At 70.6% G+C, this 13,906-nt stretch carries 12 protein-coding genes and 1 tRNA gene; 3 read left to right on the top strand and 10 right to left on the bottom strand.

Annotated features, from left to right (window positions below; all coding sequences use genetic code 11):
* Window positions 1-336: 336 nt before the first annotated feature.
* A complete protein-coding gene (locus ABIB37_RS13280; protein ID WP_354261130.1) occupies window positions 337-774 on the bottom strand; it encodes a diguanylate cyclase in 438 nt (145 codons plus the stop codon).
* 67 nt (window positions 775-841) lie between these two features.
* Complete coding sequence (locus ABIB37_RS13285) at window positions 842-2,179, bottom strand: hypothetical protein (RefSeq protein WP_354261132.1); 1,338 nt, start codon at window positions 2,177-2,179, stop codon at window positions 842-844.
* A gap of 578 nt (window positions 2,180-2,757) precedes the next feature.
* Here ABIB37_RS13285 and ABIB37_RS13290 point away from each other — a divergent pair.
* Window positions 2,758-2,985: a hypothetical protein gene (locus ABIB37_RS13290; protein WP_354261134.1), complete on the top strand. Its 228-nt coding sequence runs from the start codon at window positions 2,758-2,760 to the stop codon at window positions 2,983-2,985.
* A gap of 95 nt (window positions 2,986-3,080) precedes the next feature.
* Here ABIB37_RS13290 and ABIB37_RS13295 read toward each other — a convergent pair.
* A tRNA-Ala gene (locus ABIB37_RS13295) sits at window positions 3,081-3,156 on the bottom strand.
* A gap of 81 nt (window positions 3,157-3,237) precedes the next feature.
* Between ABIB37_RS13295 and ABIB37_RS13300 the strand changes: the two genes are divergently transcribed.
* Window positions 3,238-4,602: a TrkH family potassium uptake protein gene (locus ABIB37_RS13300; RefSeq protein ID WP_354261136.1), complete on the top strand. Its 1,365-nt coding sequence runs from the start codon at window positions 3,238-3,240 to the stop codon at window positions 4,600-4,602.
* Complete coding sequence (locus tag ABIB37_RS13305) at window positions 4,595-5,305, top strand: potassium channel family protein (RefSeq protein ID WP_354261138.1); 711 nt, start codon at window positions 4,595-4,597, stop codon at window positions 5,303-5,305. The genes ABIB37_RS13300 and ABIB37_RS13305 overlap by 8 nt, the downstream gene beginning before the upstream one ends.
* Window positions 5,306-5,330: 25 nt before the next feature.
* Here the strand turns inward: ABIB37_RS13305 and ABIB37_RS13310 are convergent, their stop codons facing one another.
* From ABIB37_RS13310 to ABIB37_RS13340, 7 genes are all read right to left on the bottom strand, one after another.
* The gene (locus ABIB37_RS13310) at window positions 5,331-5,981 is read right to left on the bottom strand and encodes a DUF6226 family protein (RefSeq protein WP_354261140.1); all 651 of its coding nucleotides are present in this window, start codon (window positions 5,979-5,981) and stop codon (window positions 5,331-5,333) included.
* Window positions 5,982-6,024: 43 nt separating this feature from the next.
* Entirely contained in the window at window positions 6,025-7,443 is a 1,419-nt protein-coding gene (locus ABIB37_RS13315; RefSeq protein ID WP_354261142.1) for a YibE/F family protein, read from the bottom strand.
* Between the two features lie 137 nt (window positions 7,444-7,580).
* The gene (locus tag ABIB37_RS13320; protein ID WP_502914072.1) at window positions 7,581-8,750 is read right to left on the bottom strand and encodes an acyl-CoA dehydrogenase family protein; all 1,170 of its coding nucleotides are present in this window, start codon (window positions 8,748-8,750) and stop codon (window positions 7,581-7,583) included.
* 53 nt (window positions 8,751-8,803) lie between these two features.
* Window positions 8,804-9,664, bottom strand: coding sequence for an HpcH/HpaI aldolase/citrate lyase family protein (locus ABIB37_RS13325; protein ID WP_354261628.1), 861 nt, complete (start codon window positions 9,662-9,664; stop codon window positions 8,804-8,806).
* A 2-nt stretch (window positions 9,665-9,666) separates the two neighbouring features.
* Window positions 9,667-10,188, bottom strand: coding sequence for a MaoC family dehydratase (locus tag ABIB37_RS13330; protein ID WP_354261146.1), 522 nt, complete (start codon window positions 10,186-10,188; stop codon window positions 9,667-9,669).
* Window positions 10,185-12,197: an acetyl/propionyl/methylcrotonyl-CoA carboxylase subunit alpha gene (locus ABIB37_RS13335; RefSeq protein ID WP_354261148.1), complete on the bottom strand. Its 2,013-nt coding sequence runs from the start codon at window positions 12,195-12,197 to the stop codon at window positions 10,185-10,187. Before ABIB37_RS13335 ends, ABIB37_RS13330 begins: the two co-directional genes overlap by 4 nt.
* A 5-nt stretch (window positions 12,198-12,202) precedes the next feature.
* Window positions 12,203-13,903, bottom strand: coding sequence for a carboxyl transferase domain-containing protein (locus ABIB37_RS13340; RefSeq protein ID WP_502914055.1), 1,701 nt, complete (start codon window positions 13,901-13,903; stop codon window positions 12,203-12,205).
* Window positions 13,904-13,906: the final 3 nt, after the last annotated feature.

The raw sequence follows: 13,906 nt of genomic DNA on the forward strand, positions 1-13,906 counted from the left end.
ACATTCCATCTACCTTGAGAGCCGTTTAGACGGCGTGGAAGCTTCGACCGCCCTGCGCATCCGGCGCTACCCTCACGAGGCCAGCCTGCAGACTTTGCGTACGCCCAGCGGACGACCGGGTCGGGTTGCCGCGGCCCTCCACGGGAAGCCGACGGAAGGCGGCACCCGCAACCTGATACCTCGCATCCGAAAGTGCTGGACAACGCAGGCGCCGATCTTGTGAGGCTGCGGCACGGCGGAAGATCACAAGCATCCGGCCTTTGTGCAATGGCGACTTCGTTCGAACGACGGTACGCGGAGCTTGATCTGGCTGAGCGCGAAGGTAAGCCTCGATTTCTAAACCTGTCGCGGGCCCGTTGCTCGACCCGATGCGGCCTGCCTTTTCGCGTTGGCGAGGCGCTTCGCCGCTACCCAGAAGGCTTGATCGGCCGAAAGGGGCGCCTCTGCGGCCGACGTCACACCCCAAGCCGCTGAGCCGGGCAGCGCGCTTGAGCGCACGACCTCGCCGCGACGACCCCGCACGCCTGCGCGTCTCGCGGCTTCGACGACCTCGGCCTCCGCGTCGACCTGCCCGGCAACGGTGGGGAGGACCACTGCGAATTGATCGCCTGGAAGGCGCGTCACCGTCGCGGCCGCGAGCCGCTTTCGGACTGAACGCTGGATCGCCCGCAACAGGCGGTCACCGACCCGCCGCCCGTGGCGACGATCAATGACTCCCATGTCGACGATATCGATCAAGACGACCGTTCCCTGAGGTGACGCTGCCATCGCCATAGGAATGCTTCGCGCCGCACGCTGCAGGCTTCGCAACGCGCTGTTATGTCGCTGACGATGGAGCCGATCAACCACTCTTGCGCGGCGCATCAACGTCCGTATCAGGTTCTTCTACGCCGTCAAGGCAGGCATCGACCGGTTTCGCGTGGGTCGCCCGCTCTTGCCCTCGTCGTACCGGTGCGCGAGATCTCAACTCGTCCTCCTCCGCGAGGTGCTTCACCAGGTCCCGCATCTCGGTCACCCACTCGTCGCGCGCGATGCGCGCTCGCTGGACCACTCTGTTGTTCCGTTCGACGAGCTCACGTAGTTCCTCGAGTGCGGAACCGACCTCCTGGCCAGCATGAGCATCGAAGAAGGCGCGCGAGTCGTCAAAGACTCGGGTCAACGGAGCGATCACGCCATCGACACTCTGGTGGAGAGCGACACCACCGGGGATCAGTCGAGCTAGCAACTTCGCGAGTCGCTCTCCCGCTCCGCGCGCCGCATCAGAGGTTCTCACCGCCTCAGTTTTCCCAGCAAGAAAGCCCGAGTCGATCAGCCAGTCGACGTGCCGGAGGTACTCGTCCACGGCTGTCGCGAAGGCATCCACCTCTACGAGACATTGACGAAGTAGTCGGGCTGCCTCTTCGCCGTTTCGACGAAGAACTCTATCTGGCCTCTGATCGGCGAACCGGGTAGCGAGCGTCACCGCTCGGTTGATCGAGGGCGACATCGCGCGGTTATGTTCAAGCAGCGTCAGGATCAGAGCGTTCGCGTCGCGCCGCCGTCGCGCGGCGTCGAGCAGCAAGGCAATGACGACAAGCGCGCCGATCCCGATCGTAACGATCGACCAAGCAGGCGTTGCCACGAGGGCCGCGACAGACACGCACAACCCGAACAGCGCCGGGACGAGGGCGAGCCGGAACTCGACCTCCGTCTCGCTCCGGTCGACAGCGGAGAACGCTTCAGGGTCCTTTCCGAGTAACTGCGACTCTGCGATTACCGGAAGGTCCCGGAGCACACGCGCTGCGATCTCCCCCAACTGCTCTCGACGTTCGATTGCAATGACATCGAGCGACCCACGAGGTCCGTCGAACACTGCAAGGCGCTGGCGATCACGGGCGCGAAGCACCGTTGCCTCGTGCGGAAGCAATGCTGCGATTCGACCTCCAGCGTCTGCCCGCTCACCCGACCCGTTGAGGACTTCGGCAACATCCACGCCAGTGAGCGCAAGTTCGTCCTCTATGAGCTCGCGTCCATCCCTCACGACCTGGTCGAGGGACCGGATGGCGTCCTTCGAGAGCGAGCTCAGCGCCGTGAGCAGCCCCTCTCTCGGTTGCCTGATCACTCGCGCAAGCAGGCCGGAGAACAAGAAGACCGAGATGGATCCGGTTAGATACGCCGCGAACGAGAGGATGACTGTCAACCCGATCAGGCTGGCGAAGCCGAGAAGCCGACTTACTGATCCGATTACGCCTGCGTTCGCACTTTCCGGCCAGATCGGTTCGATCAGCAGCCACAGCGCGGCTACCCACAAGAAGCCCGCAGCGAGCGGCGCCCGCAGTTGCCGGAGCCCTGGAAGCAGCGAGGTCAGCACGGTTCCGCGCACTTCCGCGCTTGAGCAGTGCCCGACTCCCGTCGCGACGAACTCACTGCGTCAACTTTCTCGATGACCGACCCCAAGACCGCCCTCGCGCGGAGGCTATCGGAGATCGCCTGCAGGAGACACCCATTCGTTCTGAGGCTGGCGATCCCTCATTTCGCGAGCATGGTTTGAGACAGCATCTACGGCACAGCGTCGTGGCATTCGCCCGAGGCACAAACCCGGCGGGTTGATCGCGGCTCATCAGTCCGGCGATGCGCTTGCGCCCAACGCGGACGCCGAGCCCGGGCCAGCGTTGCTCGCGCGCACGAAGGGCACCGTACATTCCTCGCGAGCAGCCAGACTTCGTGCACACGGCACTTGGCGGATCCGATTCCCTCCGCGTCGATGGCTCGGATCGGGTGGCCGCCCGCGAACCCGGCCACTTCCGGCTCCGCTACGACCGCGTCGACAACCAGGGCCGCGTCGGCCTCCGCAGAGCCGGCCGCAGCCACCACCTAGCCATGGGCAACCAGTGCCGCGGCAGACGCGTCCTCACCGCCATCGACGACCACACCGTCACCGTCGTCGACCTCGAGACCGGCGAAGTCATCGCCACCGACGACATCGACCCAGACCGTAGCTACTAGCGCAACACGAGAAGAGCCCCGGCCGTTGGCCAGGGGCTCTCTCTTCGTGACCTATGTCGCGACTCAGGTAAGACCTATGTCGCGACTCATCACATTGGTGGATCTGGGGGGACTCGAACCCCCGACCCCCTGCATGCCATGCAGGTGCGCTACCAGCTGCGCCACAGACCCTCTGCTGCTCTCGGAGCAACCAGATAACTCTACAACACGTTGGGACGGGAAGTCACATCGGCGGGCGTATAGTCGTCGCTCGTGCACGCCACGCGCCCCCAACGGGGGCTCACCCACTTCTGGCAACGCCAGCATCCCGCTCGTCGAATCTTCACCGGCTTCGTCGTGCTCAACCTCACCGGTTGGGCACTGCTCATGCTGCCGATGTCGAAGCAGGGTCCAGGCGGCGCCAGCTGGATCGAGGCGCTGTTCACCGCGGTCTCCGCGGCGTGCGTCACCGGCCTGACGGTCGTCGACACGGCGCTCTACTGGACGCCCTTCGGCCAGGTGGTCATCCTGCTGCTCATCCAGCTCGGCGGCCTCGGCGTGATGGTGTTCGCGAGCCTCGTCGGCATCGCCATCGTGAAGCGCCTGAGCCTCGGCTCGCGGCTGACGACCGCGCAGGAGGCGCACGCGACCGGCATCGGCGGGCTGCGCCAGCTGGTCGTGAACATCCTGGGCATCGCGCTCGTGGTCGAGGGCACCGTCGCCATCATCCTCTGGCTTCGGTTCTGGCTCGGTCGCGGCGAGGACCCGCTGCACGCGCTGTGGCTCGGGGTGTTCCACGCGGTCTCGAGCTACAACAACGCCGGCTTCGCGCTCTTCAGCGACAACCTCATGGGATTCGTCGACGACCCCTGGATCCTGCTGCCGCTCGCCGGCGCGACCATCGTCGGCGGCCTCGGCTTCCCGGTCATCATGCAGGTCCTCAAGCACGCGCCGCACCCGCGCCGGTTCTCGATGCACACGTGGCTCGTGCTGGTCGGCACCGCCGCCCTGCTCACCCTCGGCACGGTCGCGATCGCGGTGCTCGAGTGGGCCAATCCTGCGTCGCTCGGCGCGCACCCGACGGGCGTCCGCATCCTCGAGGCGTTCTTCCACTCCGTGCAGACCCGCACCGCGGGCTTCAACGCGCTCGACATCGGCACGTTCCACCCCGAGACGCTGCTCGTGATGGATGTGCTGATGTTCATCGGCGGCGGACCGGCCGGCACCGCCGGCGGCATCAAGATCACCACCTTCGGCGTGCTCGCGGCGATCATCATCGCCGAGGTCCGCGGCGATCCAACGGTGACGCTCTTCGGCAAGCGACTCTCGCGCGCCGTGCACCGTGAAGCGATCACGATCGCGCTGCTCTCGGTCGGACTCTGCTTCGTCGCGACGCTCGCGATCATGCACCTCACCGACATCGACCACGACCGCGTGCTGTTCGAGGTCATCTCCGCGTTCGGCACCGTCGGCCTCTCGACCGGCATCACGGCATCCGTCGGCACGCCGAGCCAGCTGATCCTCGTCCTGCTCATGTTCATCGGCCGCGTCGGGCCCATCACGGTCGCCACGACGCTCGCCCTCCGACCCCGCAGGCTCGCGTTCGAGCTGCCGAAGGAAAGGCCCATCATTGGCTAGGCTCCGCAACCCCTTCGATCCGAGCACCATCGGATCCGCCTCCTCGGTCGCCGTCGTCGGCCTCGGCCGCTTCGGCACGTCGCTCTCGCTCGAGCTCATGGCGCACGGCACCGAGGTGCTCGGCATCGACGCCGACGAGGAGGTCGTCCAGGCGCTCAACGGTCGGCTCACGGCCGCGGTCACGGGCGACGCCACCAAGCCGGAGCTGCTCGAGCAGCTGGGCGTGGCCGACTTCGACCGCGTCGTCGTGGCGATCGGCACCGACGTCACCGCCAACATCCTGGTCACGAGCCAGCTGCTGCGCCTGGGCGTGCGCGAGGTGTGGGCGAAGGCGCTCGACGAGCGCCACGCGCTGATCCTCGACCAGCTGGGCGTGAAGCACGTCGTGCGCCCCGAGGCCGACATGGGCCGTCGCGTTGCGCACATGGTGCGGGGCGCGCTCGAGGACTTCATCGAGGTCGAGGCCGGCTACGCCGCGGTGCTGCTCGAGGCGCCACTGCCGCTGCTGGGCGTGCCCCTGCGCGAGCTGGGACTGCAGGCGAAGCACGGCGTCGGCATCGGCGCCGTGAAGCGCGAGGGCTCGTGGATCCTCTCGACGGTCGAGATCCGCTTCGAGCGCGGCGACATCCTGCTCGTGCATGGGCCGACCTCCAAGGTGGAGGCGTTCGCGGCCGCCGCGGCGAAGCTGCGCGCGAAGGCCTAGCGGCCGCTCCCGTCGTCCAGCAGGATCAGGAGTCGGGCTGCTTGGGAGGCCACGGCGCCCACCCATCGGGGAGGCGCCGCAGCACGGGGGCGGCCGCGCGCACGCGATCAGCAGGCAGCTCCTGCGCCGGCGACTGTCCGGAGGCCGAGCCGTCGGGGAAGGTGAGCGAGTGCTCGACCCAGGGTCGGAACCCGCGCCCGACGCGCTCGCGGTAGCGCCCGCCGACGACCGCGAGCACAAGCCGCTCCAGCTCGTCGGCCTCCGCCTCCCAGGTGGAGTCGCACGCGTCGCAGCCGCAGACCGGATAGTGGAAGTCGTGCAGCAGGCCGGCATGCACGAAGATGCCCGGGTAGTCGGTGAAGACGACGGTGAGCGGCGCGCTCGCCGGATCGCGAGGACGGATCCGGACCGCGCGCTGCACGTCTCGGGCAGGGTGCAGGAGGTCCGCCACCACCTCGTCACCCTCGTCCAGGTCGACGTCGTAGGCGGCCAGCAGGTGGGCGATGAGGGCGTCGGCCACGGCGTGGATGGGTGCGAAGCGCTCCGGATGCGTGTCGACCGAGTAGGTGTCCTCCGGCGGCATCCCGCCTCCCCACCGATCGCCGTAGTCGATGACCTCGCCCGCGGCGTCGCGGAAGAGGGTCGCGTCGATCGAGGGTCGCTCGTAGCAGGTCACCGGCTCATCCTCCAGCAATCCGGACGCGCGAAGACGGCTCCGCCTACGCCGACCGCGCCGCGCTCGTCGCGGCCGAGCGCGAGATCGTCTCGGCGCCGGGCACGACGAGCGCGGCGATGGCCGTCGTCGCGGGGATCGCAAGCACCAGGCCGATCGATCCGACGAGCGTGCGGACGATCTCCTCGACCACCTCGCCCGTCGTGAGCTGCAGGTCGAGCGGCGCATCCGTCAGCGACAGCACGAGCAGCAGCGGCAGCGCGGCCCCGACGTAGGCGAAGGCGATCGTGTAGACGGTCGACGCGATGTGGTCGCGGCCGATGCGCATCGCCCGCGAGAAGAGCTCACGCCTCGAAGCGCCCGGCGCGACGGCGCGCAGCTCCCAGACGGCCGACGCCTGCGTGATCGTCACGTCGTTGAGCACGCCCATCCCGGCCAGGATCAGCCCGCAGACGAAGACGTCCGAGAGGTCGACCGTGGTCTGGGTGAACAGCAGCCGCGACTCCTCGGTGCTCGTGCCGAGGATGCGCGACGAGCCGGTCGCGATCCAGGCGAGCGTCGCCGTGAGCCCGAGGCCGAACATCGTGCCGAGCAGCGCCGTCGTCGTGCGCGTGGTGAAGCCGTGCGCGACGTAGAGCACGATGAACATCACGATCGACGCGGTGACGAGCGCGACCGGCAGCGCCGGCCGTCCGGAGAGCAGCGCGGGCAGCGCGAAGCCCCAGATGGTCGCGAAGGCGCCGGCGAGCCCGACGATCGCCGCGAGGCCGCGCCACCGGGCCACGAGCAGCACGACGAGCACGAACGCGGCGGCGAGCAGCAGCAGCGGCACCTCCCGGGCGAAGTCGACGAACACGTAGGAGGTGCCGAAGCCCTCGGCCTCCGGGATGTCGAAGACGCGCATCCGGTCGCCGGGGCCGACCTCGGCGACCGCCTCGGGCGACATCACGACCTCGACGAGCGAGCCGTCGTCCAGCTGCGCAGCGACGAGCGAGGTCTCGGGGTTCGCGGCGCCGATCGCCGTCGCCTGCAGCACGCTCGCGCCCTCGCCCAGGTACGCCATCCGCTCGGGCATCGCGTCGGCTTGCGGCCAGAGAGCGACCAGGCCGCCGAGCGTCGCGAGCAGCAGCGGCGCGAGGATGAGCCAGAGCACCATGCGCGACCGGCGGCTGGGCGGCTGCGCCGTGCCGCCGCCGTGGCCGTGCCCGTGACCGTGAACGCCGGCGCCGGCGCCGGCGCCGGCGTCGGCGCGCAGGATGCCGTGGCTAGTCGCCGCCTCCTCGCGCGCGGCGACACTGCGCGAGCGACGCTCGGCGCCCCAGGCGTGGATCGGCTCGTCGTCGTCGTCGGCGTGCCAGTCCGGCGAGTCGAGCGGGCCGCGGCTTCCCCGAGCACGGTGCCGCTCGCTGCGGTACCCGTCGCCGTCGCGTCGCTCGTCGTCCCCGTCAGTGCGCTCTCGCCCCACGCCGTCTCCCCCGCTGTCCGCTCGGCGCGGGCAGGCTATCAACGGCGCGTCGGCCGGGCGGCGAGCTGGCCCGCGCGTTGAGGGTTCGCGTCCGAGTTGCTCTCACCTCGGACGCGAACCCTCAACAGGCGCGCGGGTCAGGCGCCGAACGACTTCTCGAAGCCGAGCGAGCGGGCGATGATCGCGAGCTGCACCTCGGTCGAGCCCTCACCGAGCGTGAGGATGCGGCAGTCGCGCAGGTGCCGCGCCACCACGTTCTCGTTCATGAAGCCGGCGCCGCCCCAAATCTGCGTCGCGTCGTTCGCGTTCGCGACCGCCGCCTCGGAGCCGATGAGCTTGGCGAGCGACGCCTGCTCGGTGAAGGGCAGACCCTGGTCGATGCGGCGTGCCGCGTCGTGCATGACGGCACGCGCTGCGTGCACGCGCGACCGCATCCGCGCGATCGTGAAGGCGATGTGCTGGTTGTCGCCGATCGGCCGGCCGAAGACGACGCGCGTCTTGGCCCGCTCGATCGCCTGCTCGAGGCACCCCTGCGCGGCGCCGACGCACAGCGCCGCGAACGCGACGCGGCCCTCGTCGAGCACCGACAGGAAGTTCGAGAACCCCTTGCCGCGCGCGCCGAGCAGGTTGCCCTCGGGCACGCGCACGTTGTCGAAGCCGAGCGGATGCGTGTCGGAGGTGTTCCAGCCGATCTTGTCGTAGGCAGGCAGCGCGGTGAAGCCGTCGATCGGCGTCGGCACGATGATCGTCGACAGCTCGGGCTTCTCCTGGCCGTCCTTGCCGACCTTGCGGCCGGTGACGCACGTGACCGTCACCACGGAGGTGATCGGCGTGCCGGAGTTGGTGATGTACTGCTTCGTGCCGTCGATGCGCCACCAGCCGTCCTCGAGCACGGCGGTCGTCTGCGTCGCGCCGGCGTCGCTGCCGGCCTGCGCCTCGGTGAGGCCGAAGGCGGCGAGCGCCTCGCCGCGAGCGAGCGCCGGCAGGTAGGTGCGCTTCTGCTCCTCGGTACCGAACCGGTAGATCGGCATCGCGCCGAGCCCCAGGCCCGCCTCGAGCGTCACCGCGATCGACTGGTCGACCCGGCCGAGCTGCTCGACGGCGACGCACAGCGACATGTAGTCCTTGCCCTGCCCGCCGTACTCGACCGGGATCGGCAGGCCGAAGAGGCCCATCTTGCCCATCTGAGCGATGATCTCCATCGGCAGGCGGCGCGCGGTGTCGTACTCGTAGCTCGCGGGCGCGACGACCTCGTCGGCGAAGCGGCGGACGGTGCGGGCGAGCTCCTGGTGCTCGGGGCTCAGCATCTCGGTGCCGTCGACGACCTCGTCGGCGGCGGGGCGGTTCAGTGCCGTGGTGGTCATGGCGTGCTCCCATTCGTGGTGGTGGCTGCAGCCGATCCCCGGGCGACGACGCTTCTGGCGTGTCGGAGGATCGGTTCGTCGACCATGCGTCCCTCGAAGGAGAAGACGCCTGGCGTGGTCTCGGCGGCAGCGAGGATGCGCTGCGCCTCGTCGAGCTGCTCGGCCGTCGGCGCGAAGGCGCGGCGGTAGGGCTCGACGTGGTTCGGGTGGATGGCGGCCTTCGCGCCGAAGCCGGATGCCGCGGCATCCACCGCCTCGGCGTGCGCGCCGTCGAGGTCGGCGATGTCGGTGCGGATGGCGTCGATCGCGGTGGCGCCGAAGGCCCCCGCGGCGAGCAGGATGCGGCTGCGCGCGTGCGCGGCGACGTCGCGGTAGGCGCCGGCGTCGTCGCGGCTCGACGTGCCGCCGAGCGAGGCGACGAGGTCCTCCGCCCCCCACATCATGCCGACCACCGAGGGGTGGGCGGCGAGCCCTTCGGCGGCGAGCACGCCGCGCGCCGTCTCGCACAGCGCGACCACGCGCACGCCGGGCAGCGCCGCGACGACCCGGTCGACCTCCTCGGCCGACTCGGCCTTGGCGAGCATCACGGTGCGGAACGGCGAGTCGGCGACGGCGGTCAGGTCGTCGTCGAAGCCGTGGGCGGTGGCGGCGCTCACCCTGACGATGGTGCGGTCGACGTCGAGCCGGGCAGCGACGATCGCCTCACGGGCGGCGGCCTTCGCGTCGCCGCCGACCGCATCCTCGAGGTCGAGGATCACCGCGTCGGCGCGATCGGCCGCCTTCTGGAAGCGGTCGGGCCGGTCGCCGGGGCAGAACAGCAGCGCCGGGCCCATGCCCAGCTGCTTCGGGGAGAGCATGCTCACGACGCCGCCTCCGGGTCAGCCTGCATGAGCACCTGCCGCACGGCCTTCGCGACGACCTCCCCGTGCTGGTTGCGCGCGCGGTGCTCGAAGGTGGCGATGCCCTGCCCCGGCCGCGACCTGGACGCGCGCTTCTCGAGCACCCGCGTCTCGCAGTAGATCGTGTCGCCGTGGCGCACCGGCGCCGGGAACGTCACCTCGCTGAACCCGAGATTGGCGACGATGGTGCCCTGCGTGAGCTGCCCCACCGACAGGCCCACCATGGTCGCGAGCGTGTGCATCGAGTTGACGAGCGGCTCGCCGAACTCGGTCGTCGCGCTGTACGCGCGGTCGAGGTGCAGCGGCTGCGTGTTCATCGTCAGCGTCGTGAAGAGCACGTTGTCGGTCTCGGTCATCGTGCGGCCGGGACGGTGCTCGTAGACCACGCCCTCCTCGAGCTCGTCGAACCAGAGCCCCCGCTGCGTGATGCGCCGCGCTGCGGGCTCGCCCGCGGGCGCCGCCGCGGTCGTCTCGTCGGTCATGCCGCTGCCTCCTCGGGGGTCACGGTCGCGAGCTCCTGCCCGCGCGTCACCTGCTCGCCGACGGCGGCGTGCAGGCGCACGGTGCCGGCGACGGGTGCGCGCAGCACGTGCTCCATCTTCATGGCCTCGACGCTCACGATCGCCTGCCCCTCCGCGACGGTGTCGCCGTCGGCGGCATGCGCGGCCACGACGGTGCCCGGCATCGGGGATGCGAGGGTCGGCTGCGCGGGACCGCGGCCGCGGCGGATGCGCGGGGGCGCCTCGACGAGCCAGTCGCCGTCCCGCGTCCACACCCAAGTGCCTTCGGGTGTCTCGAGTGTCGGGCGCTCAAGCTGGAGGCCCTGGTAGCGCTCACGCGCGCCGTCGGCACGGCGCACCTCGATGTCGACGTCGCGCACCTCGCTCGCGCCGAATGCGGCAGCGCGGTGCTCGCGCGGCTCGCCGATGCGGCGCACCCGAACGGTGGCGATGCCGTCGCCGTCCGCGAACTTGGCCACGCGCCCGACCGCTCCACCGATGCGCCAGCCGTCGCTCGCCCACGGGCCCACCGCGCCGGGCGCGCGCAGCGCTCGTGTGGCGGCGGCGACCGCGAACACCTCGCCGTCCGGGAGGTTGGCTCGCGCGATCCGCTCACCCTCGCGGTCGATGAAGCCCGTATCGAGGTCACCAGCATGCACGCTCGGCTCGTGCAACAGCGCTCGCAGGAAGCCGCGGTTGGTGACGACGCCGAACAGGTGCATCCGCCGCAGCGCGTTGCGGAGCCCCTCGATCGCCTCTGTCCGAGTGTCGGCGTGCGCGATCACTTTCGCGATCATCGGATCGTAGCTCGAGCCGACGACCGTGCCCGGGGCGACGCCCGCGTCGACGCGCACGGTGGCGCCGCCCATGCCGTCGGTGGCGGGCTCGTCCCACGGCCATTGCACTTCGAGCACTGCGCCGCCCGTCGGCAGGAAGCCTGCCGCCGGGTCCTCGGCGTAGATGCGCGCCTCGATCGCATGCCCCGAGAGCGTCACGTCGTCCTGCGCGATCGCGAGCGGCTCCCCCGCCGCGACGCGCAGCTGCTGCTCGACGAGGTCGACGCCGGTGACCATCTCGGTCACCGGGTGCTCGACCTGCAGGCGCGTGTTCATCTCCATGAAGAACGGCTCGTCCGGCCGGTCGGCGGCGACGATGAACTCGACCGTGCCGGCGCCGACGTAGCCGACGGAGCGGGCGGTCTCGACGGCGGCCGCGCCGATGGACGCGCGCTGCGCCTCGGTGAGGAGCGGACTCGGCGCCTCCTCGATGACCTTCTGGTGGCGGCGCTGGAGCGAGCACTCGCGCTCACCCAGGTGGATGACGGTGCCGTGCGCGTCGGCGAGCACCTGCACCTCGATGTGGCGCGGGTTCGTCACGAAGCGCTCGATGAAGAGCGTGTCGTCGCCGAACGACGACGCGGCCTCGCGCCGGGCGGCGGCGAGCGCCGACGGCAGGCCGGCGGCCTCGTCGACGCGGTACATGCCCTTGCCGCCGCCGCCGGCCGCCGGCTTGATGAGCACGGGGAAGCCGACGCGCTCGGCGCCGGCGATGAGCGCCGCGTCGTCGAGGCCGGGCTCGGCGATGCCCGGCACGGTCGCGACGCCGCGCGACTCGACCGCGTGCCGCGCCGAGATCTTGTCGCCCATCGTCTCGATCGCCGAGGCGGGCGGTCCGATGAAGACGACGCCGGCATCCGCGCACGCCTGCGCGAACGCCGCGTTCTCGGAGAGGAAGCCGTACCCGGGGTGGATCGCCTGCGCGCCGGCGCTGCGGGCGGCCTCGATGATCTTGGACGCCGACAGGTAGGTGTCGCGGAGGGGCCCGGTGCCGAGCGAGACCACCTCGTCGAAGTGGTCCGCGTGGGGCGACGGGTCGTCCTCGGCGCGCACGGCGACCGAGCGGATCCCCAGCGTGCGGAGCGTCTGCGCGACGCGGATGGCGATCTCGCCGCGGTTGGCGACGAGGACGGTGTCGAACATCTGCGATGCCATGGCGCTCACATCCTGAAGACGCCGAAGCGCGGCTCGGGCAGCGGCACCGCGGTGACGACGTCGAGCGCCATCCCGAGGATCCGGCGCGTGTCTGCGGGGTCGATGACGCCGTCGTCCCAGAGCCGGGCGGAGGCGTAGTAGGGGTTGCCCTGCGTCTCGTACTGCTCGCGCACCGGGCGCTCGAAGTCGGCCTGCGCCTCGGCTGACCACTCGTCGCCCGCGCCCTCGATCTGCTCGCGCTTGACGGTGGAGAGCACGGATGCGGCCTGCGGCCCGCCCATGACGCTCACGCGCGCGTTCGGCCACAGCCACAGGAAGCGGGGGTCGTAGGCGCGGCCGCACATCGAGTAGGTGCCGGCGCCGAACGAGCCGCCGACGACGACCGTGAGCTTCGGCACGCGCGTGGTCGCCACCGCGGTGACCATCTTGGCGCCGTGCTTGGCGATGCCGCCGCGCTCGGCCTCCGAGCCGACCATGAAGCCGGTGATGTTCTGCAGGAAGACGAGCGGCACGCCGCGCTGGTCGCACAGCTCGATGAAGTGCGCGCCCTTCATCGCCGACTCCGAGAAGAGCACGCCGTTGTTGGCGATGATGCCGACGGTGTGCCCGTGCAGCTCGGCGAAGCCGGTGACGAGCGTCTCGCCGTAGCCGGCCTTGAACTCGTGGAACTCGGAGCGGTCGACGATGCGCGCGATGATCTCGCGCGCGTCGTAGGGCGTCTGCAGGTCGGGCGGGATGGCGTCGTAGAGCGTCGACGCGTCGATGGCGGGCTCGTCGCTGCCGTCGCCGAACGCCGAACCGCTCAGCGGCGCGTAGGCGAACCATCCGGCCGAGTCCGAGCGCTGGGGCACCGTGCCCTGCGGACGGGCGCGGTCGGCATCCGGCAGCGCCTCCACCATGTCGCGCACGATCTCGAGCGCGTGCTCGTCGTCGTCGGCGAGGTGGTCGACGACGCCGGAGACCTCGGCGTGCAGCACGCCGCCGCCGAGCGACTCGGCGTCGATCACCTCGCCGGTCGCCGCCTTCACGAGCGGCGGACCGCCGAGGAAGATCGTGCCCTGGTCGCGCACGATCACCGTCTCGTCGCTCATCGCCGGCACGTACGCGCCGCCCGCGGTCGACGAGCCCATCACGGCCGCGAGCTGCGGGATGCCGAGCGCCGACATCTGCGCCTGGTTGAAGAAGATGCGGCCGAAGTGCTCGCGGTCGGGGAAGACCTCGTCCTGCATCGGCAGGAACGCGCCGCCCGAGTCGACGAGCGCGATGCACGGCAGCCGGTTCTCGCGCGCGATCTGCTGCGCGCGCAGGTGCTTCTTCACCGTGAGCGGGAAGTAGGTGCCGCCCTTCACGGTCGCGTCGTTCGCGATCACCATCACATGCCGGCCGTGCACGAGCCCGATGCCGGCGACCACGCCCGCCGACGGCGCGTCCTGGCCGCCGGTGCCGTCGACGTCCTTGCCGTAGACGCCCCACGCCGCGAGCGGCGCCACCTCGAGGAACGGGCTGCCCGGGTCGAGCAGCGCGTCGATGCGGTCGCGCGCGAGCAGCTTGCCGCGCGCGACGTGCCGCTCGCGCGACGCCTCGGGTCCGCCGAGCGCTACGCGGTCGAGCCGCTCGCGCAGCTCGGCGACGAGCGCCTCCATCGCGGCGCGATTCGTGCGGGCGGCGTCGCCGCCGGGATCGACGTGGGTGGGGAGCCGGTGCATGCC

It is taken from the genome of Agrococcus sp. UYP10, assembly GCF_040547205.1.
GTDB classification, from domain to species: Bacteria; Actinomycetota; Actinomycetes; order Actinomycetales; family Microbacteriaceae; genus Agrococcus; species Agrococcus jenensis.

Excerpts from the sequence above, each read along its gene's own strand:
- ABIB37_RS13340 (WP_502914055.1), bottom strand. The coding sequence starts at position 13,903 with ATGCACCGGCTCCCCACCCACGTCGATCCCGGCGGCGACGCCGCCCGC.
- ABIB37_RS13335 (WP_354261148.1), bottom strand. The coding sequence starts at position 12,197 with ATGGCATCGCAGATGTTCGACACCGTCCTCGTCGCCAACCGCGGCGAG.
- ABIB37_RS13325 (WP_354261628.1), bottom strand. The coding sequence starts at position 9,664 with ATGCTCTCCCCGAAGCAGCTGGGCATGGGCCCGGCGCTGCTGTTCTGC.
- ABIB37_RS13330 (WP_354261146.1), bottom strand. The coding sequence starts at position 10,188 with ATGACCGACGAGACGACCGCGGCGGCGCCCGCGGGCGAGCCCGCAGCG.
- ABIB37_RS13320 (WP_502914072.1), bottom strand. The coding sequence starts at position 8,750 with ATGCTGAGCCCCGAGCACCAGGAGCTCGCCCGCACCGTCCGCCGCTTC.
- ABIB37_RS13280 (WP_354261130.1), bottom strand. The coding sequence starts at position 774 with ATGGCGATGGCAGCGTCACCTCAGGGAACGGTCGTCTTGATCGATATC.